Source organism: Pseudonocardia cypriaca (genome assembly GCF_006717045.1).
Taxonomy (GTDB): domain Bacteria; phylum Actinomycetota; class Actinomycetes; order Mycobacteriales; family Pseudonocardiaceae; genus Pseudonocardia; species Pseudonocardia cypriaca.
In genome coordinates this window covers 757,637-781,246 of record NZ_VFPH01000001.1, presented here as the reverse complement: position 1 = coordinate 781,246, position 23,610 = coordinate 757,637, and the positions used below count along the sequence as shown (strand labels likewise).

The window sequence follows — 23,610 nt, the reverse complement described above, 5'->3', positions numbered from 1 at the left end:
CCCCGCCGGGCGCGGCGCCCCCCTTCCGACGAACGGCGCGTTGGTCGGTACCTATCCGACGAACGCGCCGCTCGTCGGAACTCGCAGGGGATCAGGGGCGCGCCCGGGCCGGCGCCCGCCGCACCGTCACCATGACGAGCAGCACCAGCACCGCCCCGAGCCACAGCACGCTCGGCACGCCGAGCGCGTCCACCACCAGGCCGCTCGCCGCCGCCCCCACGGCGATGGCCAGGTTGAACACGAAGCAGTAGACGGCGGTGGCCGCCTCCGCACTGTTCGGCGCCGCCGTCATCACCCAGGTCTGCAGCGTCACCGGCGCCCCGCCGTAGGCGAGGCCCCACACCAGGAGCAGGGCGGCGCCGCCCCACGGGCTCGCGCCGAGCACCGGGAAGAGCGCGAGGGTCGCTCCCAGGACGACGGCGATCACGGCGGCGGTGCGGCCCGGCGAGCGCGCCGCCCGCGGCCCGGCGAGCACGTTCGCCACCATCCCGAGGACGCCGTAGCCCAGCAGCAGCACGCCGATGATCCCGGCGGGGACGCCGGAGACGTCGAGCAGCGCGGGGCTGACGAACGTGTAGGCGCCGTAGTGGCCGGCCACCAGCAACCCGGTGGCGACGATGCCCGCGACCAGCCCCGGGTTGCGCAGCTGCGCCAGCAGTGCGCGCGGGCGCACCGGCTCGGCGGCCGGCAGGCGGGGCAGGAAGACGAGGACGACGACGAGGACGACGGCGGAGAGCCCGCCGAGGGCGCCGAACGCCGCCCGCCAGCCCAGCCACTCCCCGAGGATCGTCCCGGCCGGCACGCCGAGCACGGCCGCGACGCTCACCCCACCGAAGATCAGCACCATCGCCCGCGGCACGTACGGCCCGGGAACGAGCCGCATCGCGAGGCTGCCCGCGATCGCCCAGAAGCCGCCGATGGTGATCCCGACGAGCATCCGCGACCCGATCAGCACGCCGTAGTTCGGGGCGAGCGCCGAGACCGCACTCGCAGCGGCCATCACCGCGAGCAGGACGGCCAGCAGCACCCGCCGGTCCAGCCGGCCGACGAGGAGCGGGATCCCGATCGACGCGAAGGCCGCGATCAGGCCCGGCGCGGTGACGGTCTGGCCCGCGGTGCCCGTCGAGACGGCCAGCTCGCCCGCGATGGCCGGGATCAGACCGACGGGCAGTTGCTCGACCGTGATCATCGAGAAGATGCCGACCGAGACGGTGAGCACGCCGAGCCACATCCGGGGCGTCGGGCGGTCGGTCTCCCCACGTTGGGGAGTGGTCATGGACATGACGGACCTCCGTTTCCGGGCAGGACGGATCGACCCGCGCCGGATGGCCGGGTTCGAGGGACAGGTGTGTTCAGCCGGCGGGGCGCGACGCCCCGCCGGCGGATGTCATCGGAGTGGGATCAGGTGGACGCCGTGGCTTCCAGCGGGATCCAGCGGTCGGCCCACCGGCTCAGGGCGTACACGGCGTCGTGCAGCTCGCGCCCCTTCTCGGTGAGCCGGTACTCGATCCGCACCGGGGTCTCCGGGTGGACGATCCGCTCGACGATGCCCTCCTCCTGCAGCTCCTTGAGCCGCTCGGTGAGCATGCGGTCGGAGAGCCCCGGTACGACCTCGCGCAGGTCGGCGAACCGGGTGACGTCCAGCAGCATCGCCCGCAGGATCGCCCCGGTCCAGCGCTTGCCGATGAGCTCGACGGCCTTGTGGTAGCGCGGACAGAAGGCGGTGTCGGTGACGTCCACGCCGGGGACACTAACGAAAGATAAGTCACCCCACAAACCGTAAGCCCCTAATCCGGGAAAAGGACCATGGACCTCGGTCTACCTCCGACTGGTGCCGTTAGGTAACCTACTGATCACCCGTCGTGAGGAGCTCGCATGTCGCGCGCAGAGCTCGAGGGTCTCGTCACCCGGCTGCTCGAGTCCATGTGCCGGATGATGTGGGGCTTCGCGCCGCGGATGATCCCCCACGTCGTCCGCAACCTGGGGCCGGGCCGCTCCGTGACCTGGTTCGCGGCCAACATGCCCCGCCTGCTGTGGACCATGCAGGTACTGGGCCCGCTGCGCACCCACCTCGCCGCAGTGGCCATCTCCCTGCACAACGGCTGCACGTACTGCGCCTACGGCCACGCCTTCGCCCTCGAGCTGATCTACCTGCGCGACCGCGGGCGGCTCTTCCCCGTCGACGCCCGCACGCTCGCCGGCTGGCACGACGTGCCGGTCCGCGAGCTGGGGCAACGCCTGCGCCGGGTCCTGCAGGAGGCCGGGCTGCACGCCGAGACGCTCTGGGTCGACCGCACGCTCGCGCTCGCCGCCGACCTCACCCGGCCCGTCGACGTCGACGAGGCCCGGATCGCCCACCTGGTCCGCATGCTCGGCCGGATGAACCAGATCGCCGTCGAGGCGGGCGTCGAGCCGGACGAGGCCCAGAACCCGATCAACAAGGACCGCGCCCTCAAGGAGCGGTACGCGGAGCTGCGCGCCGTCACCGGTTAGGGACGGTGCGGAACGCGCGCCCTGGCCCTCGTCGGGGCCGACCCCGTCGCGCTGACCGCCGCCGACGTGGCCGAACAGATGCCTAGCTCTGCACCAGCCGCTCCAGGATCCGCTGGTATACGCCGTCGGTCGACCAGCGCCGATGCCGCTTCCACAACGTCTGCCACGGGCCGAACTCGGGGGGCAGGTCCCGCCACGGGCATCCCGTGCGGTAGCGCCAGAGGATGGCCTCGAGGGTCTGGCGGTGGTCCCGCCACGGCCGCCCCCGGCGACCCTCGCTCGACGGGAGCTCGGGCTCGATGAGCTCCCACAGCTCGTCGCTGATCGCGGGAGCCCGATCACGGCCGGAGTGCGGGAGTCGCTGCTCGGCCGTGAGGACCCGTTCGACGGGACGACGGTGCTGCGGGCGCTCACCGATCGCGATGAGCTGCTCGAGCGTGATGGCGACGGGCGGCAGGGCGGCGCCCTCGCGGGGCCGGAGCCCGTCGAGGGCGATGGCGAGGTGGCGCCGCCACGCGTCGGGAGCCACCTGAGCGGTGGCGGCGACCACCTGCTGCAGCGAGTAGGTGACCATCATCAGGTCGGTCAGCTCGACGTCGGCGCGGATCACGCCCTGGCGCTGCGCGTTGCGGAACAGGGTGTCGGAGAACCCGATCGCGGACATGCACAGCTCGTTGAGCGCGGGCGACAGCGGCATGCCCCTGGTCACCAGGTCGGCGAACGCCTGGTCGGTGGCGAACGCGGTGCACGTCTCCTCGAGCCAGGCCGCCAGGGCATCCCACGCGTCGGGGATCCGCAGCACGCGCTCGCGGATCTGCTCCAGCTCGCTGCCATACTCCGCGAAGACCGCCTCGCACAGCGCCTCTCGGGTCGGGAAGTGCCGGTACAGAGTGGCGTTGCCCACACCCGCCCGGCGTGCGATCTCCCCCAGCGAGGCGTCGAGACCCTGTTCGCGCATGACCTCCCGAGCGGATTCGAGCAGGCGGCGGCGGTTGCGCCGCGCGTCGCTGCGCAGTCCGGGCCGGGTGTCAGGAGGAGCAGGCATCGCCCGTGATTGTATCTACAAAACGTGGCGGGTCCTCCGATTCCGTCGGTACAGTGTCCGCAGTTCAAGGGGGGAAGGACCCCGCATCTGTCGGGCAGCGTCGCGCGGCACCACCTCCGGGTCTCGAGGGGCACGTTCATGACCAAGTCGCTGGACGACGAGCTCGTGCGCGGGGACGTCGCCGCGAACGAGCGACGCGCGGGCGGCCGCCCGGTTCCGCCGGCCAGCAAGCCGCCGGCCCCTCCGCCGCCGCCCACTCCCCCGGCGACGGGGTGGGGCCTCCCGCTCGCCGTGCTGATCACCGGCATGTTCATGTCGGTGCTCGACCTCAGCATCGTGAACGTCGCGATCCCCTCGATCCGCAAGGACCTCGGCGCCAGCATCGAGAGCGTCCAGTGGATCAGCACCGCCTACAGCCTCACCGAGGGCGTCATGGTCCCGGCGAGCGCGTGGCTCGGCGCGCGGTTCGGCCTCAAGCGCCTCTACGTCGCGCTGATCGTGCTCTTCACGCTGGCGTCCCTCCTGTGCGCCGTGTCCACCGGGCTCAGCGGGTTGATCGCGTTCCGGATCCTGCAGGCGATCCCCGGTGGCGTCCTCCCGGTCACCTGCATGACCATCCTCTTCCGCATCGTGCCCCCGCAGAAGCTCGGTGCGGCGATGGGCATGTACGGGCTGGGCATCGTCGTCGCACCAGGCATCGGGCCCACGCTGGGCGGCTACCTCGTGGAGCACACGAACTGGCGCGTGATCTTCCTGATCAACGTGCCGGTCGGCATCCTCGGCGCGATCGCGGCCGCCATCTGGCTGACGAAGTTCCCGGCCGAGAAGAGCAAGCCGTTCGACTTCGTCGGGTTCGGGTTCATCGCCGCCAGCCTGTTCTCCCTGCTCCTCGCGCTCGAGGAGGGCGACAACTGGGGCTGGACCGACTACCGCACCGTGATGCTGTTCCTCGGCGCAGCCGTGTTCATGGCGCTCTTCATCGTGGTCGAGCTGCACGTCGAGCACCCCGTGCTCGACATCCGGGTGTTCAAGTACTGGCCGTACGTCAACTCGCTGCTCCTGATCAGCGCGATGTCGATCGGCCTGTTCGCGGTGCTGTTCTACGTCCCGTCGTTCTTGCAGGACGCGCAGGGCTGGACACCGTTGAACACCGGCTTGACCCTGCTGCCGCAGGCCCTCGCGATGATGCTGCTCATGCCCTTCGCCGGCCTGCTCTACGACAAGATCGGCGCCCGGTGGCCCGCCGTCGTCGGGCTGGCGCTGGTCGGGACCGGGATCCTGCTGCTGTCCCGGATCAACGTCGACATCACCCGCGGCGAGCTCATCCTCGGGATGGTCGTCATGGCCACCGGGATGGCACTGGGGATGATGCCGATCATGACCGGCGGCCTGTCCGTCCTCCCGCCCGAGGTCTCCGACAGCGGCAGCGCGTTCAACACCCTCACGCAGCGCGTGAGCTCGGCGCTCGGTCTGGCCATGATGACCGCGATGGTCCAGGACAACAGCGCGCAGTACATCGCCGACCGGGCCACCCTGCTGGAAACCGGCTCGAACACCCAGCTCACCGAGCTGCAGCAGCAAGGCGCCACCGGCCTGCTCCCGCTGTACCAGGAGGTGTCGGGGCAGGTCCAGGCGGCGGCCTACAGCAGCGGCTTCTTCCTCGCCGGCTCGGCCACGTTGGTCGGTGTGTTCCTGGCGCTGTTCCTGCGGTCCGGGAAGCCGGGCGGGGGCGGCGACCGCCCCGTCGCCCACTAGAAGTCCGACGAACGGCGCGTTCGTCGGATAGGTTCCGACGAACGCGCCGCTCGTCGGAACGGTCAGCAGGCCGAGTCGGACGGCTTCGGGTTGGCCAGGCCGAACAGACCGCGGGCACGCAGGCCCACCCAGGTGCCGGCCAGCGCGGCCAGGCCCCAGACCCAGCCGGAGAGGCTGCCCGACGCGATACCCGCGAGGTACGCGCCGATGTTGCAGCCGCTCGCCAGCCGGGCACCGATCCCCATGACGATCCCGCCGATCACCGCGGCCAGCGCCGTGCGCCACGGGATCGAGCGGTGCAGCACCCAGGCGCCGCCCGCGGTGGCCGCGAACGCGGCGCCGATCATGATCCCGATGTCGGTGAGCGAGGTCTTGTCGGCGAGCACGGGGCCGGCAAGGGACTTGGCCTGCGCGGGCTGCTGCCAGTAGGCCCACGTCTCCGGGTGCAGGCCGATCGCCTGCAGCGCCTTGGCACCCCACAGCGCGAACGCGCTCGTGATGCCCCACGCGCCGCCCGAGACCACGAGCACGCCGGCACCGAGCACGGCGAGGGTCACCCCGCCGACCCACATCGGCCACGACCCGCGCAGGATCCGGGCCACACCGCGCGCCGTGGGCGGCACGCCGGTGGGCGGCGGGTTGCGCCGCGCCTGCACGGCCCGGCTGATCCCGACGACGGCCAGGAGCGCGACGATCGTGACCGCCCACGACCCGAACCACCCGATGTGCTCGGACAGCACCACGGCCGGCAGCGCCGGCAGGTCCGCGACCAGCGGGTACGCCCAGGTGTAGAGCACCGATCCGGCGATGAAGCCGAAGAGGGTGAGCACGACCGTGCCCTGCCCAGAGCCGACCGCGAACAGCGTGCCGGAGGCGCACGCCCCACCGAGCTGCATCCCGATCCCGAACAGGAAGGCGCCGAGCACCAGCCCGACGCCGAGCGGCCCGGCCGACGGCGCGGGCTCCGACCCGAACAACCCGGTGCCGGTCCCGATGACCAGGGCGAACAGCGTGGCCGTCGTGCCGAGCAGCACCGCGTGGGCGCGCAGACCCGCCCCGTTGCCCACGGCCACGAGCTGCCGCCAGGCCGACGTGAACCCGAAGCGGGAGTGGAAGAGCGCGACACCGAGCCCGACGCCCAGCGCGAGCAGCACGGCCTGCCGGGCGCCGTGCGTCAGCCCGACGTACGTGACGAGCGCGGCGCCGAGCACGCCGAGCGCGGCGAGCGGGCGCCACTGCGCGGGCGCAGCGGGATCGGGGACGGGCGGAGCGGCGCAGGTGGGCGCGGGCGCGAGGAAGGAACGGGCAGGAGCGGTGGTCGTCACGACAATCCTCTTCGGGCGCAGGGAGATGGCGGCGGGTCGTCAGGGACGACAGGCCGCCGCGCGCTGCGTGCAGTGGTCGACGTGACGCCGACGCGTGAGGATCACTTGCCTAGGCTAACTTCTGACCCGCTCCTCGGACGAGCCGTGCGGGGGCGAAGTGGCGAGCGCCTCGGAAGCCATCGCCCTAACCTGGGTCAGTGAGGCCGCTGCCGGCACAACCATCGTTCGCCGCCTACGGCGCCTCGCACTGGATCGTGCTGATCGTCCTGGCCGTGGGCGTGCTGGTTCTCGCCTGGTTCGGCAGCCGGCACCGGAGCGATACGCGCACCGTGTGGACGGTCGGTCGCGCGTTCGCGGCCGTCCTGGTGGCCTTCCACGTTCCGATACTCGTCTACGACCTGTCACCGGGCCGGTTCGACATCCAGCACTCGCTCCCCTTCCAGATCTCGGACTTCGCGTGGATGGCGGCCGCCTACGCCCTGTGGTCCCACCGGCAGTGGGCCTACTCGCTCACCTACTACTGGGGCCTCACACTGGTCCCGCAGGCGCTGATCACACCGGCCCTGGACGGTCCGGACGTCCCGAGCGTCGACTTCTTCAGCTTCTGGGGCCAGCACCTGCTGGTGATCTGGGCGGCCGTGTACCTGACGTGGTGGGCCGGCATGCGCCCGACGTGGCGCGGCTTCGCGGTCGCCGCCGCGGTCACGGTCTCGTGGGGCGTCGCGATGCTCGCGTTCAACGAGGCCGCCGGCACCAACTACCTGTTCGTCAGCAGGAGGCCGGACAACCCCTCGCTCCTCGACCTCATGGGGGAATGGCCCTGGTACCTGGGCGTCGAGCTCGTCGTCGGGTTGGCCGCGTGGGCGTTGCTGACCTGGCCGTGGACCCGGTCGCGGGCCCTCAGCCGGCCGGACTGACCGGCGACCGCAGCCCGTCGAGCGCCTCGGACAGCGCGGACTCCATGTAGTCGATGCGCCCCGTCGCCATGAGCAGGGTGGCGCCGCCTGCGACGGCGGTGAGCAGCGCGGTGGCCGCCCGGTCGACGTCGATGTCCGGGGCCGCCTCGCCGGCGTCCAGCAACGCCTGCACGCCCGCCCGCAGCTGGGCGTGCCAGCGGTCGTACAGGTCGGTGACCACGGCGACCGTGGCCGGATCCCCCGTCCCGAGCTGCGCGGTCAGCGCCGACAGCGGGCAGGCCCGCTCCTGGGCGGCGTACCTCGCGACCACGCGCTGCCGCCAGGCCTCCCAGTCGGCCCACGTGGCGAGCCGGTCGAGCTCGGGCTGCTGGTCGGCCAGCACCTGGTCGGCCTCGTGGCGCGCGACGGCGAGCAGGAGGTCGGCCTTCCCGTCGGGGAAGTAGTGGAACAGCTGGCTCTTGCTCGTCGACGTCGCGGCGCGGACGTCGTCGAGACCGACGCCCGCCGGCCCGCGCTCCCGCATCAACCGGGCGGCGCCCTCGATGATCCGCTGCCGGGTGGCGGCGCCCTTCGAGGTCAGCATGCGGCCAGGATAGGCGCTCTGGACCGAACGGTCCATTCTCTTGCCAGTCTGGACCGGTCAGTCCAATCCAAGCCCTGGAGGGCAGCACCATGAGCGGACGCCTGGAGAACAGGACGGCGCTGGTCACCGGAGCCACGAGCAACATCGGCCGGGCGATCGCCACCGCGTTCGGGGCGGAAGGCGCGCACGTCGCAGTGTCGGGTCGCAACGCCGAACGAGGCCAGGAGGTCGTCGACGCGATCCGCGCGGCGGGCGGGCGCGCCGACTTCGTCCACGCCGACCACGACGGCAGCGCCGCCCGCAGCCGGGCACTCGCCGAGGAGGCCATGCGCGTGCTCGGCGGGCGCATCGACGTCCTCGTGAACAACGCGGGCACCTACCCGCCCACCACCACCCCGGCCACGGACGAGCCCACCTTCGACGAGGTCTACGGCGTCAACGTCAAGGCGCCGTACTTCCTGACCGCCGCGATCGCCCCCGCGATGGCAACGGCCGGCCGCGGCGTGATCATCGACCTCGGATCGTGGATCGCACGGCTCGGCATCCCGATCTCCGCGCTCTACAGCTCCACGAAGGGCGCGGTCGAGACGCTGACCCGGGCGTGGGCAGCCGAGTTCGGACCGTCCGGGGTGCGCGTCAACGCGATCTCACCGGGCGTCATCCGCCCGGCGAGCACGCCGGAGGGCAGCGCGGCGCCGGGCGAGAGCATGATGCGCGGCACCCCGGCGAACGCCCCCGGCGCCCCCGACGCGATCGCGAAGGCGGCCGTCTACCTCGCCAGCGACGACGCGATCTTCGTGCACGGCACCGTCATCGACGTCGACGGCGGCCGCACCGGCGTGGCGGTCGTCGCGGCCTGAATCGGCCGCCTGCCCCGTTCACGACGGCCGCAGCCCATCGCCGCAAGTTCTCCCGAACCGCCACGGGAACGAGGGCGGGAATGAGAAGCTCACGAGGCTCGAAACGCTCGCACGCCGACGCGCTTCGTCCGACGTGCACCGGGACGGTGTGAGCATTCACCATTCACCGGGGGCCTCCATGGGATCGACCTGTTCGCATCGTTCGATACGGATCCTGTTCGTGGTCGTGCTGTCGGCGATCTTCTCGATCGCCGGCGGCACGGCGAGTGCAGCGACGGCGTCGGATGCAGACGCGCAGTTCGAATGTGGTGTTGCCACCTGCAGTTTCGTATTCAGCAGGGCGGCGACGAACGACATCGCGACCGGGGGCGCGGCGAGCGCCGCCTGTGCAGCGGTTCCGACTCCCGGGAACATCGCGTGCGGCATCGGCTTCGCGGCGTTGGCCGTGACTGCCAACTCGGCAAAGAACCGGGACGCGTGCGCGAAGATCACCTGGACCACGGTTCCCGCGCCCCCGCTCGGGACCTGGTGGCCGTCCGTCGACGGCAGTTCCCGGTGCACGTGACCGGAACCAGCCGCACCCGGGGCGCGCTGCCTCCGCTCCAGGCCGACCCGTTCTTCCCGTGATCGTTCCGACAACTTAGGGTAGCAAACCAGCGCTCACCCTCGGAGGTCCCACGTGGTCACCACGCTCGCCGCCGGCATCAGCCGACGCCGCCTCCTCGCTGGTTCCGCCGCTCTCGGCGGGCTGCTGGGCCTTCCCGCCTGCGGTTCCGGCGAGGAGGCGGCCCCGGCCGCTCCCGAGCCGGGCTGGAGCTTCACCGATTCCCGCGGAGTGCGGGTGCAGCTCCCCCGCCGCCCCGAGCGCGTCGTCGCGTACTCGGGCGTGGCGGCCGTCCTCTGGCACTACGGCGTCCGCCCCGTCGGGATCTTCGGGCCACAGCGCCGGGAGGACGGCTCCCCGGACAGCACGGTCGGCGACGTCGACCTGGCCTCGGTCCGCTCCGCGGGCGAGGGCTACGACGCACTCGACTACGAGGCCCTCGCCGTCCTGCACCCCGACCTGGTCGTCACCGGCATGAGCGGCAACAAGGCGATGTGGGTGATCGCCGACGACGCCGTCGACCGCGTCACGAGCATCGCGCCGCTCGTCGCGCTCGATGGCTACGGCGTGCCGGCCGAGCAGATCATCGCCGGCTACGAACGGTTCGCCCGGCTGCTGGGCGCCGACACCGACACCCCCGAGCTGATCAACGCCCGGGTGCGGCTCAACCAGGCGGGCACCGCCGCGCGGACCGCCATCGCGGCCAAGCCGAACCTGCGTGTCCTCGTGACGTACGCGGAGCCCGAAGGCCTGTCGATCGCCCGGCCGAGCCAGTTCCCCGACCTGCTCAGCTTCCGCGCTCTCGGGCTGGACCTGGTGGAGCCGGAAGGGGGCGAGCAGTACTACGAGTCGCTGAGCTGGGAGCAGGCCGGCCGGTACCCGGCCGACCTCGTCCTCCACGACACCCGCGCGTTCAGCCTGCAGCCCGACCAGCTCGCCGCCTACCCCACCTGGGCGGCGCTACCTGCGGTGCAGGCCGGGCAGGTCGGGCGGTGGAGCGCGGAGGCGCGGCTCAGCGCGCAGGGCTTCGCCGCAGTGCTCGAGGACCTCGCCGCCACCGTGAGCGCCGCCCGCGACGACTTGGTCAGCTGACCGCCGGGGCCGCGACCGGCTCCTGCCGCTGCTCGGGGATGCCGACCTGGGGCTCCCCGCTCGAGTCGGCCTGCAGCTCCGCCAGCAGCCGCCCCGCCAACGCCGGTCCGGATATCGCGACCATGCTCTGGCCGGCTTCCAGGAGCACGACCTGCTCGTCGACGACGACGATCCCGCCGTCCTGGTGGCCGGACTCGGCCGCGGCGACGTCACCGGAGCCGGGGCTCACGTGCACGCGCACGCCGCGACCGGCGGCCTCCTGCAGCGCTCCGTCGGCGTCCCCCCACGGCGCACACACCCACACCGACCGCTGCGCCGCCGCGAGGTGCCGCGCCAGCTCCTGCCCGTCGTGGACATCGGCCCGCAGCAGCTCGCTCACCTCGGTGAACGCCGGGTCGTCAGCGGGCGGCTCGGCAACCCCCAGCAACGCTGCCGCGCTCCACACCCGGACGTCGCCGCGCTCGACGGCGGCGCGCAGCGGACCGTCCGCCACACCGTCGGCAACGAGGTAGACCCGGTCTCGGGCCAAGGTGATGCCGGCGCCGAGCGTCCGCGGCCCGTCATCCCCCGCGGCGAGATCGAGCACGACGGTCGCGAACTCGCGGCCCTGCAACGCGGCCACCGGACCGACCGCGACCCCGCTGACCAGGCCGCGGTCCCGCAGCGCTGCCAGGGTGAGGTCCGCCTGCACGACGTCCGCGGTGACGACGCCGACCGACCCGTCGCGCAGATGCCGTTCGGCCAGCGCGCGGGCCAGCACGGCACCGGCGGCCGACCAGCTCCCGACGACGGCACCGGGGCGGGCCGCGGCGAGGTCCGGAACCGTGGACACGTCGATCAGCACGACGTCGGTGCGCGGCTCCCCGACGTCGCGCAGCCGCTCGTAGAGCGTCTCGTCGGCCAGCCGGCGCACGCCGGCACCGAAGCGCGACTGGTTGGTGAGCGCCAGGCAGCCCTCGTGCGCCTCGACGTCGGCCGGCGTCGCGATCCCCAGGTGTGAGAAGCAGGTGCCGCGGACCCACCGCTGGAAGTCCGGGCTCTGGTCGTCCGGCACCGCGCAGCCGGCCTGCAGGAAGTCGCCGAACACCACGGCAGTGGTGGAGGCCCGGCACAGCGCGAGCAGGACCTCGGCCACCGGCGTGCCACCGGCCTCGTCGACGAGAACGGCGTCGAACGCGGCGTCGGCGAGGGCGGGGTGCAGACGTGACCGGGTGAGCGTCGTCGCGACCACCCTGGCCTCGTGGACGAGCCGCGCCTCGGCATCCGCCCGCAGCTCCCGGGCCCGGCCGGCCAGCTCGCGGTACCTGGCGCCGAGCGCCGCCCCACCGTTCAGCCGGAACAGCAGCTCGCGCAGGCGCGCATGGCGGTCGGGCAGCCCGCGCGCCTCGCTCTCGGCGACGAGGCGCCGATCGTCCTCGGTCGGCTCGCCCCGCGCCTCGGCGGCGTCGACCTCTCCGCGGAGCCTGATCAGCAGCTCACGCGCATGCCGATAGCCCTCGTCGGCGGCCGCCACGAGGTTCTCGGCGTTCGCGACGCGCTGGTCGGCGTCGTCGATCTCGGCCTGGGTGTGCTCGCCGATCACCGCACGCGTCTGCAGCTGCACGTCCAGCCACCGCCGCCGGCCCGCCGCCGCCGCGCTGGTGAACCGCCGCAGCTCCGCGTCGGCGGCCTCCACGAGGCGGCGGTGCTGCCGCCGCGCCCGCAGCCCGGGCGGCTCCTGCGCGGCGAGCGCGTCGCGCTCCTCCTCCAGGGTCCGCTGCCGCTGGGCCAGCACGGCGAGGCCCTCGACCGCGAGCCGCTGGTGCTCGAACGCGTCCCGCACCGGGCCGAGTGCGGCCTGCGCGTTCAGGGCCTCCCGCAGCTCGTTGGCAGCGCCGACGACACCCCGCCGCGCGGCGTCGGCCGACGCCTCGGCGTCCCGCAGACGCGGGCGGAGCTCCGCGAGGGTACGTCCGGCCACGAGGCGGGCGCAGGCGACGCGGTAGCCCCGCTCGTCGAAGCCGCCCAGCTCGGCGCGCAGGCGCTCGGCCTCGGGAATCAGCTCCTCGATCGCCCGCAGCTCCGCGGCGACCGCGGCGCATTCCTCCTCCACCTCCCGGGCCGCCTCGGCGCCGAGCACCTCCCGCCCGATCCGGACGGCCACGCCCGGCTCCGCAGACATCTGCTCGGTGACCGCGTCCAGCGCCTCCTCCACCGTCGAGACGAGCAGCACCCGTTTGCCCTCGTCGACCAGCGCCTCGATCGCCCGTGCCAGCACCTCGGTCCTGCCGGTCCCCGGCGGCGCCCAGACCAGGCGGAGGCCGGGGCTCAGGCACGCGCGGAACGCCTCGACCTGCTCCTCGTCGAGCCCCTCCGCCGTCGCGTCCGACGTCGGGCTCCCGGCCGGCCGCTTCTCGGCGAGCGCCTCTGCCAGCGGCGCCTCCTCCACCGCGCGCAGGCCGTCCAGCAGCGATCCGACGATGGGAGCCGCCCGCACCCACAGCCGCCGCCCCTCCTCCGGCGTGCCCGCCGCCGGACGGACGACGAGCACCCCGGCCTCGTCGCGCAGTTCCTCGACCGGGTGGGTCCGCTCGTGCTCCGGCCCGCGCTCACCCGCGAGGCAGGCGTCGAGGAAGGCGACCCGCCGGTCGCGCGCGTCGACGAGGAGCCGGCCGTCGGCGTGCGGATCCGCGGGGCCGAGGTCGACCCACGACCCCGCGCGGCTCGACCCTGCCTCCACGGCGGCCCATCGCTCGACGGCCGCGACGACGTCCGCCTTCCAGTGCCCGCCCATCCGTCCCCCGTTCACGACCCCCGGACGATTGAACCACCGCGGGACGGTCACGGAGAGCGATTCGCTCACGGCGCGCACGCGACAAGTGACTACTCCCCGTGCGCCACGTCCTCACCTCCTTCGTGGGTACCGATGAATGCGGACCGTTGCAGCCCACACGTGATGCCGCTCGGCGTGATCAACATCGGACCGCCGCCGAGGCCCACGCGGCCCAGGGCCGGCCGGCGAGCGCGCGGGTGGCGGACGCCGTGCCCCGTCAGTCCGGGTCGGCGTCGTGGAGGCCGAAGACCCGGTCGAAATCGCCACCGAACACGTTGAGCACCGCCTCGCAGTCGCAGTAGCCGCCGTTCTCCTCCAGCTCGCGCCGCAGCGGCGGCCAGTCGACCCCGGCCCGCCGCGCCCATTCCTGCGCGGCGCGCAGCGTGCCGTCGCACGAACGCCGCGCCTGCTCTACCGCTGCGGCCAGTGCCGCCTGCTGTTCCAGCGAGAGGCTCAGTTCTGGGGTGTCGTGCTCCGGGTCGCCGTCCGGGTCGTCGTAGTCGTGCCAGGGCAGGTCGTCGAAGAAGTTCGTCATGGCGCCGACGGTGCCCGGGCGCACCGACGATGCCGGGTGGGCGGACCGGAGTTATCCACAATCGGCCCCAGGACCGGATCGGCGATCCGACCGCGACCTGCCTGCCCCGGTGGTTCTGCGGAACACTGCCCCGATGCGGATGAGGTTCGGCGCGCAGGACGAGGACGCCTACTACCGGAGGCGTGACGAGCTCGGCGAAGCCTTCGCGCAGTGGCTGAACGAGCACGGCGTGCCCGGCGACCCGAACGACGCCGGCCTGCTGATGGACTGGAAGTGGGGCTACGCCGACGGCCACCTCGACCGCTGGTCCGTCGGCGAGATCGACACGTTCCTGCTCGACTGGTGCCCGCGGAAGGTCGCCGCACCGCCCGAGGTCTGCGGGGAGATCCCGCTCTCCGTGGCCGCGTTCGTCGAGTTTCTCGCCGACACCGACTTGCTCGCGCCCGGGGGCGCCGCGCCGTCCGCCATCCGGGAGCACTGCGAGCGCAGCGTCGACGCGTTCGTCCACGCGATGGGCGATTCTCCGGAGTTCGGCATGGCGCTCGACGCCGGCCTTCCGGAGATCCCCCCGGTGCGGATGCCTCCCGAGGACGAGCGGCTCGCCGCGGTGCGCGCGATCCCGGTGATGCGCCGGCTGCGCGCCCTCGCGGAGTACTGCGCGCCGCCGGGCCGGAAGCTCACCCCGAAGGGCAACCTGCAGCTGGCCGACGCCCGGCACCTCGTCGACGCGCTCGAGACCGGCGACGACCTGACGGTGGGCGGCTTCCGGTCGAGCGAGGACCTGCCCGGGCTGCGCCGGCTCTTCCACACCGCACTCGAGGCCGGAGTGGTGCGCCGGCAGAAGGGCCGGCTGGTCGCCGTGGCGCGCTTCGCCACCCTCGACGAGTGCGCGGCCTACGAGAAGGTGGCGCTCGCCGGGGTCGCCGCCGCCGGGGCGAGGAACTCGTTCCTCGGCGCCTTCGCGGAGCTCGACTCCGTCGCCCACGCGTTCACGACCGCCCTGCTCGCCGAGATGCTCCGCCACCCCGGCACCGGCGTCGAAGCGGGACTCGTCGACGAGCTGACCGGCAGCTTCGTGGAGACGGTCGCGCCGGGCATGTCCGAGTTCATGTCCAACGCCGTCGCCGAACTGGCCTACGCGCAGCTCGACGAGCTGCTGGACCTGGGCGTGCTCGCGTACGTCGACGGCGAGCCCGTTCCGTGCGAGGACTGCGGCGAGATCCACCCGGGTGGGCGCACCGCGCTCACCCCGGCCGGGGTTCCGGTCGCGGTGGAGCTGGTGCGGCAGGCCGGTTTCGACGTGCCGATCCGCCCGGAACCCGCCGACGCGGACGCCGCGGCGATCGTCGACCTGTTCGCGCACCTCGGCGACGAGGAGCTGCGGGGCGAGGTCGGCGAGTGGCTGGCGGCACAGCCCGACCGGCGCGCCGCCGCGATGGAGCTGGCCGCCGAGAGCCTTGCCGAGCACCGCGACGCCGTCACCGCGATGACGGGTATCGCTCTGCTCGGCGATCTCGCCGCCGACCACGTCGTCGACGCGCTCCGCCCCCACCTGGAGGGCCCGCACGGCGGGCTGGTCCTGCAATGGTTGGTCGACAAGGACGTGCTCGACCCCCGGTCGGTGGAACCCACGCAGCTCGCGGCCGGACTGGTCGACTTCCTGGCCGTCGCCCTGGACATCGCAGGACCCGAGGAGGTCGTCGCCGTCCTCAGCAACGGGGCGCCGGACGGCGGTGCCGCCATCCTCGACGGGATCTGGCGGCTCGATCATCCCCGGCTGGACGACGTGCTCGAGGCGATCGGTTCGCACCACCCCGACAAGGCGGTCGCGAAGGCCGCGCGCAAGTCGTTGATGAAGCACAAGAGCCGGGCCTGATCTGGCGCTCGGCCCACTGGACACCGACTCGGTGGCGGGCGGGTCGACCGGAGTTGTCCACAAGTCGAGCGGTGACCGAGAGGCCACACACGGTCATGGAAGTGAACCTGGGATCGGACCGTTAACGACCGAACCTTCCCAAGTCGGGGCTCCTCCGCGAGTATCCGCGCCAACGGTCCGCTGTGGAAGGACGAGATGATGGGACGACAAAGGCGTCGTGCACTGCTCGCCGTGCTCGCACTCGCCGGGGTGCTCACCCTGGCCGCGTGCGGCGCGCGGGGAGCAGGCGCCGGCGGCAACGCGGCAGGCGGCGAGACCTTCACGATCAAGTTCTCGCACGTCGTGACCCCGGCCACGCCGAAGGGCCAGGCCGCGGACAAGTTCAAGGAGGTCGTCGAACAGCGCTCCGGCGGCCGCATCACCGTCGAGGTCTACCCGAACTCCGAGCTCTACGGCGACAAGGACGAGCTGCAGGCCCTGCAGTCGAACAGCGTTCAGATGCTGGCGCCCGCCAGCGCCAAGTTCACGACGATCGCGCCCGCCCTGCAGGTGCTCGACCTGCCGTTCCTGTTCGACAGCGTCGACGACATCCCTGCCGTCGTGTCGCCGGACTCCCCGGCGGGCCGGGCGATCTACGAGAACGAGGCGCTCGCGACCAACAACATCAAGGTGATCGGCCTCTGGGACAACGGTCTCAAGCAGCTCTCGTCCAACACCGAGATGCGCACGCCCGACTCGCTGGCCGGGCTGAGCTTCCGCATCCAGCCCTCCGACGTGCTGCGCAGCCAGTTCGAGAAATGGGGCGCCAGCTCGACGCCGATGGCGTTCTCGGAGGTGTACAACGCGCTCCAGCAGGGCGTGGTCAACGGCCAGGAGAACCCGTACTCGAACATCGAGTCGCAGAACATGCACACGGTGCAGAGCCACATCACCGAGTCGAACCACGGCTACATCGGGTACGTCCTCGTGATCAACAACCAGTTCCTCGAGAGCCTCCCCGCCGACCTGCAGACGATCGTTCGGGAGTCCGCCGGCGAGGCGAGCACCCACAACCGTGAGGTCGCCGCGAAGCTGAACGAGGAGGCCAAGGCCACCATCCAGCAGGCGGGCACGACGCAGATCCTCGAACTGACCCCCGAGGAGCGCAAGGCGTTCAGGGACCGCGTGGTGCCGTCGGTGTGGCAGCAGTACGCCGACGTCATCGGGCCGGACCTCGTCAACGACCTGCTCGCCCAGCAGAACGCCCAGTAGCACCCGCCACGGGAAGGGGATGGCCGAGAAGGCCATCCCCGTCCCCCGCATGGAGGTCAGCTTGCAGCGCTTCGACCGGGTGCTGACCCTGATCGAGAACGTGCTGGCCGCGTCGGCCCTCGGCCTGGCGGCGGTCATCGCCATCGTCGCGGTCGTGCTCCGCTACGTCTTCGGGATCTTCCTCTTCTGGTCCGAGGAGGCGATCATCTACTTGGTCATCTACTCGACGTTCCTCGGCGCCGTCATCACGCTGCGCCACAACGAGCACGTCAACGTCGACATCTTCGGGGCGTTCCTGAAGGCGCGCGGCAGGCGTGCGCTCGCCGTCCTCGCCGCCTCCCTCACCGTCGTGTACCTCGTGTGCATCGGCTACTTCGCATGGCTGCTGCTGTTCGAGCCGTTCTCCACCTCGACGATCACCCCGTCGCTCAAGCTTCCGCTGTGGGTCGTCGAGGCTGCGGTCCCCATCGGTTTGACGCTGATGCTCCTGCGCGCGCTGGAGATGCTCGTGCGGAACGCCCGCGGCGAGGACGCCTTCGCCGAGGCGCAGCGCTCGATCCTCGAGGTCGAAGCGGAAGCCACGGGCCTCGAGGTGCGTGACGTCGAGCGAACCCGCCGCGAGCTCGGCGACGACCCCGAGGAGAACGACCGGTGACCGAAGCCTCGATCGCGCTGGTCGTCATCCTCTTCGCGCTGCTGTTCTCCTCCACCCCGATCGCGGTGGCGCTGGGCCTGACCTCGTTCGCCTACTTCTTCTACTACACGACGATCCCGCTCACCCAGGTGCCGGAACGCCTGTTCAACTCCCTGAACACGTTCCCGCTGATGGCGATCCCGTTCTTCGTGCTCGCGGCGAGCATCATGAGCCGCGGCGGGATCAGCAGACGCCTCATCGCCGCGTGCAACGCCGTGGTCGGCCAGTTCCGCGGTGGCTTGGCGATGACCGGTGTGCTCGCGTGCATGTTCTTCGCCGCGATCTCCGGGTCCAGCCCGGCCACCGTCGTCGCCGTCGGCACCCTCATCATCCCGGCGATGGTCGCGAGCGGCTACCCCAAGCGCTTCTCCACCGGCCTGATCGCGACGTCCGGCTCGCTCGGCATTCTCATCCCCCCGTCGATCCCGATGATCGTCTACGGGATCGCGACGGAGGAGTCGATCGGCGACCTGTTCGTCGCCGGCGTCCTCCCCGGCCTCCTCGCCGGCTTCATGCTGCTCGGCCTGGTGTTCCTGGTCTCCCACCGCCGCGGCTACGGCACCGGCGACCACGCGATCGAGATGACGACGGCCGAGAAGTTCCGCGCCCTCCGGGACGCGGTGCTGAGCCTCGCCCTCCCCGCGCTCGTACTCGGCGGCATCTACGGCGGTGTGTTCACGCCGACCGAGGCGGCCGCCATGGCCGTGTTATACGCGGTGATCGTGTCCGTCTTCATCTACAAGGAGCTGGACCTCAAGGACCTCGGCGGGATCCTGCTCTCGTCCTCCCGCACCTCCGCGATGATCATGTTCATCATCGCGAACGGGATCCTGTTCTCGTTCGTGCTCACCTCGGAACGGATCCCCGGTGAGATCACCGAGCTGCTCCTGAGCTATGAGCTGAACACGTTCACGTTCCTGCTGCTCGTCAACGTCATCCTGCTGGTGGCCGGCTGCTTCATGGAGACCTCCAGCGCGATCCTCATCCTCGCGCCGATCCTGCTGCCGATCGCGCTCGAGCTCGGCGTCAACCCGATCCACCTCGGGATCATCATGGTGATGAACCTGGAGATCGGCATGGTCACCCCGCCGCTCGGCCTGAACCTGTTCGTGGCGAGCGGCATGTCGGGGATGAGCGTGTTGCAGGTCGCGCGGGCGGCGATACCCACGGCATTGGTGCTGCTGGCCGCGCTGTTCCTGGTGACCTACGTCCCGGCGATCTCGCTCGTACTGCTCGGGGGCGGGTAGCGCGATGGCTCCGGGCTGACAGCCGACAGTCGTCAGCTCGCCACGTCGAGCCGGACCGTCACCCGATCGCCGTCGTCGATCCCTTCCCTGTCACGCACGGACTTCTTGACCGGCAACGAGTAGCTGGATGGTGCGGTTGAGGACGTCCAGCGCGCCGACCCGCCTGCATCGTCGAACCCGTCGGGCATCCATGGCATGAGTCCGGCTACGGATCAGTGGGCGTCTTCAGGATCACAGCCGATGAACGTCCGCCTGTACACCTGCTGCGGGCCGGATCTTGCGGACGGTGCAGGTGCCCTCCTCGTTCCGCGAAGATCGATCGGTGGGCTGATCTCAGCCCGCAGCCCGGAAGGCGGCGTACCGCTCATCGAGCAGGTCACGATCCGGTCGCTCCGCACGGACCTTGGGGACCGCCATCAGGGGCTGCTCGTGCCGACCCTTGAGCCCGTGCTCGAGCATGGGCCCGTCGATCTCCTCGAGCAGGTCCGCGCGGATCTCGACGACGAGATCCGGCCGGATGCCGAGTACGAGGCAGTCGTACGCGGCGTGATGGATCTTGCACAGAGCCAACCCGTTGCGGACGGCGGCAATCCCCGCCTCCTCCCGGTCGGGCACGATGTGCGCAGCATCCAGCAGTTGCTCGTGTCGCAGCGCGCACACCGCGCACCGCGTCTCGTAGGCACGCAGCACTGTCGCCCGGAACACCGGCTGGTGGAGCCGTTGCCTCGTCTCGCGAACGATGTATCGCCGCATCTGCTCCTCGACGTGCCCTCCCTGCGAAACGAGTCCACGTGCGACGTCCGGATCGATGACGAACTGCTGCTCCTCAGGCTCCTCCCACAGCACGTAGACCGGGTAGATCGGCTTGTAAACACCTTGCAATGCCGAAAAACCAGATCAGAGGTGCGCCTTCGCGCATTGCGTCGCGTAGCGCTCGATTTTCGGCGTGGAGTGGATCGTCGCCGCGCCACTTGTACCGGAGCAGGCCGTCGGTGCCAACCTCATCCGCGTAGGGCCGGCTGTTGGCATCGACCCGGTAGACGGTGCGGATCGACAACGCCGACGACAGCGCGGCTGGCTTCCGGATGCCGCGCTGCGCGTCCATGAGGCGGAACGGAAGGCCGTCGACCTCGAAGTCGAGCAACTCAGCTGACGAGATCGGCCGCTGCCCGTCGTTCGTACGGATGGTGAGCCACTTCTGGGCTTCCCGCCGGACTACGGCGTCGAAATCATCTCGTCGCGGAGGAACGACGCTTGTCATCGTTCGAGACCCAGCCGGTATCGCTCAGCGAGTAGCACCCGTCGCTCCAAGGGCACCGACTCGTCGTCCAACACGTCCGGCCGGTGGTCGGCCGTGTCCACCGCCCTGCGATCGGCGTCCTTCACCTCGCTCTTGCGCGCGAACTCGTCGAACAACAGCCGCTTGCCCTCCTGGATCTCCCGGATCCGCTCATCGATGCAGTCCTTGGCCAGCAGCCGGTGGACCTGCACCGTCCGCACCTGCCCCATCCGGTGCGCCCGCGCGATCGCCTGTTCCTCGGTGCTCGGCTTCCACTGCGGCTCGGTCAGGATCACGACGGACGCCGCCTGCATGTTGATCCCGACGCCACCGGCCTCGATCTGGCTGAGCAGGACAGCGTGCCCGGGCCGCTTCGCGAAGTCATCAACGAGCTGTTGCCGCAGCGCCGGCGGCACCGCGCCCGTGATCGACCCGACCACCGCGTCCCCGAGCGCCTCGTGGATCAGCTTGAGGGTGTCGAGGAAGTAGGAGAAGACCAGCACCTTCATGCCGTCCTGCGCGGCCTCCTCGACGAGGTCGCGCAGCCGTTCGAGCTTCGCCGAACTCGGCGTGCTGAACGGCGCTTGGCGCATCGCCATCAGGTTCGGCTTCGACACGGCCGCCTCGTACCGCGCCTCGTCGGTGTCGCTGAGCTGCACCCAGGACTCGACCTCGATCTTGTCGGGCAGCTCCGTCAGAACGTCCTCCTGGTTGCGCCGCAGGTACACGGGCGCGACGGCCCGGCGGAACGCCTTCGCGCCGGCGACCGCGTCAGTGGCGTTGATGCTTCGCGCCACGTTCGGCTGCAGGTACCCGACGAGAGTGCGGAACTCCTCGACCCGATTCTCCATCGGCGTGCCGGTGAGGAAGAACGTCCGCTGCGACCGCTTCACCGCCGCCTGCACGGTCTGGGAGCGGGCGGCGTTCGGGTTCTTGACGTAGTGCGCCTCGTCGACGACCAGCATCGCGACGTCGGCATTGCGGACGTCGTCGGGCAGCCGCGCGAGCGTCCCGAACGTCGTGACGGCGACACCGCCCTCTCGCAGCCAGCGGCGGCCGGTCGCATCGCGGTCGGGGCCGTGCAGGCTGTGCGCAGCGAGCAGGGTGTGCTTCCCCGTCTCGTTCAGCCAGTTGATCTGCACGCTCGCCGGGCACACAACGAGGAAGCGCCGCTGTCCCTTCGCGGCGAGGTGGGCGAACACGGCGAGGGCCTGGATCGTCTTGCCCAGGCCCATCTCGTCGCCGAGGATCGAGCGCTCCTGGTGGATGGCGTACTGCGCGCCGAAGACCTGGTAACCGCGCAGGGTCGAGGTCAGCTTCGAGGTGTCGAGCGGGATCGCGCTGATCCGCTGCCGCAGCTCCTCCGGGACGAACCCGCGCGCCGCCTCCTCGTCCTCCACCCCGCCCATGCCCGCGACGGTCGACAGCACCGCGTTCACCGACGCCGCGTCGGACAGGTAGTCGCGCCAGAGCTGCTCCGGGTCGTAGCTGCGCGGGTCGACGGCCTGCTCGCGGAGGTGCACCGTCTGCTGGAGGGCACGGACGCGCGGGTCGGCGAGGATCGCGTCGAGCTGGGCGAGCGCGTCGAGCGCGGCGTCCTTCTTGGACCGCCAGGAGAAGGCCATCTTCAGACGGCTGCTCGCCCGCTCCGCCTCCACGACCAGCGGGGCGACCTGCGTGCGGAACGCCTGTAAGGGCTCGTGCAACGCCGTTGCCGCTCCGTCCGCGGCTCGTACGGCGGCGAGGGTAGCGAGCAGCTGGGTCTGCGCGGGGTCACGGCGGTCCGGATCGAAGCGGAAGCGGACGTCCTGGTGCACCCGGACAGCGACCGTCCGCGCAGCCCGCCGAACCTCCTGCACTGTCGCTTGCCCAACACCGGGCACCTGCTGGAGCCGGTAGTCGGGCGCGTTCAGGACATCGGCGACCGTGCGATAGCCGGCCTGCTCCAGCGCCCGCAACCGCACTCCCCGACCGGCCACGTCCTTGAGCGCGTCGATCGGCATTTCGCGCAGCCGCGCGGCGACGTGGTCACCGTTCACGATCTCGATCTGGTGCCGGGCGCTGTCACGGAGCACCTGCGGCGCCGTAAGCAGCGCAGATGCCCGTTCAGCGAAACTACGAACGGCAGCGATCGTCTCCCTAGCCGCGGAGCCGACATTGCCCCGAGCGGCGGTTCGTTGATCCATCGCTCCCATCCTGTGTGATCGGATCATTGATCGGGCGCCGCGAGGAGATCGTTAACGAACGCAGGGCTGGATCCGAGGTGGGTGCGCGAGCAGTTCAGACAACGCGGAAGGCACCCCGTGACCCAGTACATGCCCCAATACCCGCCCTCGGGGTACTACCCGCCGCCCCCGCCGCCGCAGAACGGGTTCGGTGTGGCGGCCTTCGTGCTCGGGCTGCTAGGGCTGCTGTTCTCGTTCATCCCGATCATCGGCCTGATCGCCTGGCCGCTGGTGCTGCTCGCGCTGGTGTTCGCGGGACTCGGCCTGGCCCGGGCTCGGGACGGCCGTGCGACCAACAAGGGCATGGCAATCTCCGGCCTCGTCTGCGCGCTGATTGGCCTCGCGATCTGCATCCTGTACGCCGCGATCTTCAGCGCGGCGGTCTCGAGCTCCCCGTCCTCCGCCTCGAGACCGGCGACGGCCTACGCCGCGCCCGCCCCGAACAACTCCGCACCCGCGGCCTCCGCCGGCATCGGCACCGAGGTGCAGGACGGGTCGCTCGCGTTCACCGTGACCGACGTGAAGACCGGAGTTCGAGTCCTCGGCGACTCCTTCCTGCGCACCGAGGCGCAGGGCATGTATGTGCTGGTCCACGTGAACGTGCGGAACATCGGCTCCGAGTCGCAGACGTTCATGGGCGCCAACCAGACCCTGCTTGACACCCAGGGCCGCGAGTTCACCACCGATTCGTCGGCCGCGCTGATGAATGTGCCGGACAGCGAGTCGTTCTTCACGCCGATCAACCCTGGGAACAGCGTCAAGGGCGTGCTCGTGTTCGACGTACCAGAGGGCCTCTCACCGGCGTCCATCGAGCTGCACGAGTCGATGTTCTCCAGCGGAGCGCTCGTCTCGCTTGCCGGCTGATCGCTCGATCCGGACCAGCTCCGCAGCAGACGCCGCCTCCTCGTACAGACGACACGGCCACAGCGGTCGGCCCTGGCTCGCTCCGAGCGAGCACAGGGTGCACCGCCCGTCCACACGCGGCACATGCTCGCCCAGCAGTCGTTGCCACACGAG

At 71.3% G+C, this 23,610-nt stretch carries 21 protein-coding genes and 2 pseudogenes; 10 read left to right on the top strand and 13 right to left on the bottom strand.

The features are described 5' to 3' along the window. Positions 1-91: 91 nt before the first annotated feature. On the bottom strand, positions 92-1,276 hold the full coding sequence (locus FB388_RS03690; protein WP_246121567.1) for an MFS transporter: 1,185 nt from the start codon (positions 1,274-1,276) through the stop codon (positions 92-94). A gap of 125 nt (positions 1,277-1,401) precedes the next feature. Continuing rightward, complete coding sequence (locus tag FB388_RS03685) at positions 1,402-1,740, bottom strand: winged helix-turn-helix transcriptional regulator (protein WP_246121565.1); 339 nt, start codon at positions 1,738-1,740, stop codon at positions 1,402-1,404. A 135-nt stretch (positions 1,741-1,875) separates the two neighbouring features. On the opposite strand from FB388_RS03685, the gene FB388_RS03680 reads away from it, so the two are divergent. Further along, a complete protein-coding gene (locus FB388_RS03680) occupies positions 1,876-2,493 on the top strand; it encodes a carboxymuconolactone decarboxylase family protein (protein ID WP_142096881.1) in 618 nt (205 codons plus the stop codon). Between the two features lie 106 nt (positions 2,494-2,599). Here FB388_RS03680 and FB388_RS40175 read toward each other — a convergent pair. Further along, positions 2,600-2,818, bottom strand: a pseudogene (locus FB388_RS40175) (transposase); the annotation flags it as partial. 159 nt (positions 2,819-2,977) lie between these two features. Then, positions 2,978-3,538 (bottom strand): annotated as a pseudogene (locus tag FB388_RS41030) (TetR/AcrR family transcriptional regulator); the annotation flags it as partial. Between the two features lie 138 nt (positions 3,539-3,676). Here FB388_RS41030 and FB388_RS03670 point away from each other — a divergent pair. Then, complete coding sequence (locus FB388_RS03670; protein ID WP_142096876.1) at positions 3,677-5,293, top strand: MDR family MFS transporter; 1,617 nt, start codon at positions 3,677-3,679, stop codon at positions 5,291-5,293. Between the two features lie 62 nt (positions 5,294-5,355). Here FB388_RS03670 and FB388_RS03665 read toward each other — a convergent pair whose 3' ends face one another. Then, positions 5,356-6,624: a YeeE/YedE family protein gene (locus FB388_RS03665; RefSeq protein ID WP_142096873.1), complete on the bottom strand. Its 1,269-nt coding sequence runs from the start codon at positions 6,622-6,624 to the stop codon at positions 5,356-5,358. 191 nt (positions 6,625-6,815) lie between these two features. On the opposite strand from FB388_RS03665, the gene FB388_RS03660 reads away from it, so the two are divergent. Beyond that, positions 6,816-7,535: a YwaF family protein gene (locus FB388_RS03660; RefSeq protein WP_142096870.1), complete on the top strand. Its 720-nt coding sequence runs from the start codon at positions 6,816-6,818 to the stop codon at positions 7,533-7,535. On the opposite strand, the gene FB388_RS03655 is transcribed toward FB388_RS03660, so the two are convergent. After that, positions 7,519-8,118, bottom strand: coding sequence for a TetR/AcrR family transcriptional regulator (locus tag FB388_RS03655; RefSeq protein ID WP_142096869.1), 600 nt, complete (start codon positions 8,116-8,118; stop codon positions 7,519-7,521). The two genes, FB388_RS03660 and FB388_RS03655, sit on opposite strands and share 17 nt — an antisense overlap. Positions 8,119-8,207: 89 nt before the next feature. On the opposite strand from FB388_RS03655, the gene FB388_RS03650 reads away from it, so the two are divergent. Then, positions 8,208-8,978 (top strand): SDR family NAD(P)-dependent oxidoreductase, encoded by a 771-nt coding sequence (locus FB388_RS03650; RefSeq protein ID WP_142096866.1) that lies wholly within the window; start codon positions 8,208-8,210, stop codon positions 8,976-8,978. Positions 8,979-9,134: 156 nt separating this feature from the next. Here the strand turns inward: FB388_RS03650 and FB388_RS03645 are convergent, their stop codons facing one another. Then, complete coding sequence (locus FB388_RS03645) at positions 9,135-9,470, bottom strand: hypothetical protein (protein WP_142096863.1); 336 nt, start codon at positions 9,468-9,470, stop codon at positions 9,135-9,137. Positions 9,471-9,657: 187 nt separating this feature from the next. Between FB388_RS03645 and FB388_RS03640 the strand changes: the two genes are divergently transcribed. Next, positions 9,658-10,674, top strand: a complete 1,017-nt coding sequence (locus tag FB388_RS03640) for an ABC transporter substrate-binding protein (RefSeq protein ID WP_142096860.1) — start codon at positions 9,658-9,660, stop codon at positions 10,672-10,674. On the opposite strand, the gene FB388_RS03635 is transcribed toward FB388_RS03640, so the two are convergent. Further along, on the bottom strand, positions 10,667-13,516 hold the full coding sequence (locus tag FB388_RS03635) for an AAA domain-containing protein (protein WP_142096857.1): 2,850 nt from the start codon (positions 13,514-13,516) through the stop codon (positions 10,667-10,669). The genes FB388_RS03640 and FB388_RS03635 overlap by 8 nt on opposite strands. A gap of 187 nt (positions 13,517-13,703) precedes the next feature. Continuing rightward, the gene (locus tag FB388_RS03630) at positions 13,704-14,021 is read right to left on the bottom strand and encodes a DUF2695 domain-containing protein (RefSeq protein WP_142096855.1); all 318 of its coding nucleotides are present in this window, start codon (positions 14,019-14,021) and stop codon (positions 13,704-13,706) included. Positions 14,022-14,154: 133 nt separating this feature from the next. Here FB388_RS03630 and FB388_RS03625 point away from each other — a divergent pair, with 133 nt between their 5' ends. From FB388_RS03625 to FB388_RS03610, 4 genes are all read left to right on the top strand, one after another. After that, positions 14,155-15,897, top strand: coding sequence for a hypothetical protein (locus FB388_RS03625; RefSeq protein WP_142096853.1), 1,743 nt, complete (start codon positions 14,155-14,157; stop codon positions 15,895-15,897). Between the two features lie 198 nt (positions 15,898-16,095). Next, the gene (locus FB388_RS03620; RefSeq protein WP_170225460.1) at positions 16,096-17,148 is read left to right on the top strand and encodes a DctP family TRAP transporter solute-binding subunit; all 1,053 of its coding nucleotides are present in this window, start codon (positions 16,096-16,098) and stop codon (positions 17,146-17,148) included. Between the two features lie 19 nt (positions 17,149-17,167). After that, on the top strand, positions 17,168-17,803 hold the full coding sequence (locus FB388_RS03615) for a TRAP transporter small permease (RefSeq protein ID WP_142096846.1): 636 nt from the start codon (positions 17,168-17,170) through the stop codon (positions 17,801-17,803). Continuing rightward, positions 17,800-19,089 (top strand): TRAP transporter large permease, encoded by a 1,290-nt coding sequence (locus FB388_RS03610; RefSeq protein WP_142096843.1) that lies wholly within the window; start codon positions 17,800-17,802, stop codon positions 19,087-19,089. The genes FB388_RS03615 and FB388_RS03610 overlap by 4 nt, the downstream gene beginning before the upstream one ends. 32 nt (positions 19,090-19,121) lie before the next feature. Here FB388_RS03610 and FB388_RS41125 read toward each other — a convergent pair whose 3' ends face one another. The 4 genes from FB388_RS41125 to FB388_RS03595 form a co-directional block, all read right to left on the bottom strand. Next, positions 19,122-19,277 (bottom strand): DUF1905 domain-containing protein, encoded by a 156-nt coding sequence (locus FB388_RS41125; protein WP_425468550.1) that lies wholly within the window; start codon positions 19,275-19,277, stop codon positions 19,122-19,124. 145 nt (positions 19,278-19,422) lie between these two features. Then, positions 19,423-19,842: an HNH endonuclease gene (locus FB388_RS39790; RefSeq protein ID WP_211361748.1), complete on the bottom strand. Its 420-nt coding sequence runs from the start codon at positions 19,840-19,842 to the stop codon at positions 19,423-19,425. Between the two features lie 73 nt (positions 19,843-19,915). After that, positions 19,916-20,350, bottom strand: coding sequence for a hypothetical protein (locus tag FB388_RS39785; RefSeq protein WP_211361747.1), 435 nt, complete (start codon positions 20,348-20,350; stop codon positions 19,916-19,918). Continuing rightward, positions 20,347-22,554, bottom strand: coding sequence for a DEAD/DEAH box helicase (locus tag FB388_RS03595; RefSeq protein ID WP_246121560.1), 2,208 nt, complete (start codon positions 22,552-22,554; stop codon positions 20,347-20,349). The genes FB388_RS39785 and FB388_RS03595 overlap by 4 nt, the downstream gene beginning before the upstream one ends. A 117-nt stretch (positions 22,555-22,671) precedes the next feature. On the opposite strand from FB388_RS03595, the gene FB388_RS03590 reads away from it, so the two are divergent. After that, positions 22,672-23,457 (top strand): DUF4352 domain-containing protein, encoded by a 786-nt coding sequence (locus FB388_RS03590; protein WP_142096835.1) that lies wholly within the window; start codon positions 22,672-22,674, stop codon positions 23,455-23,457. Positions 23,458-23,610 lie beyond the last annotated feature (153 nt).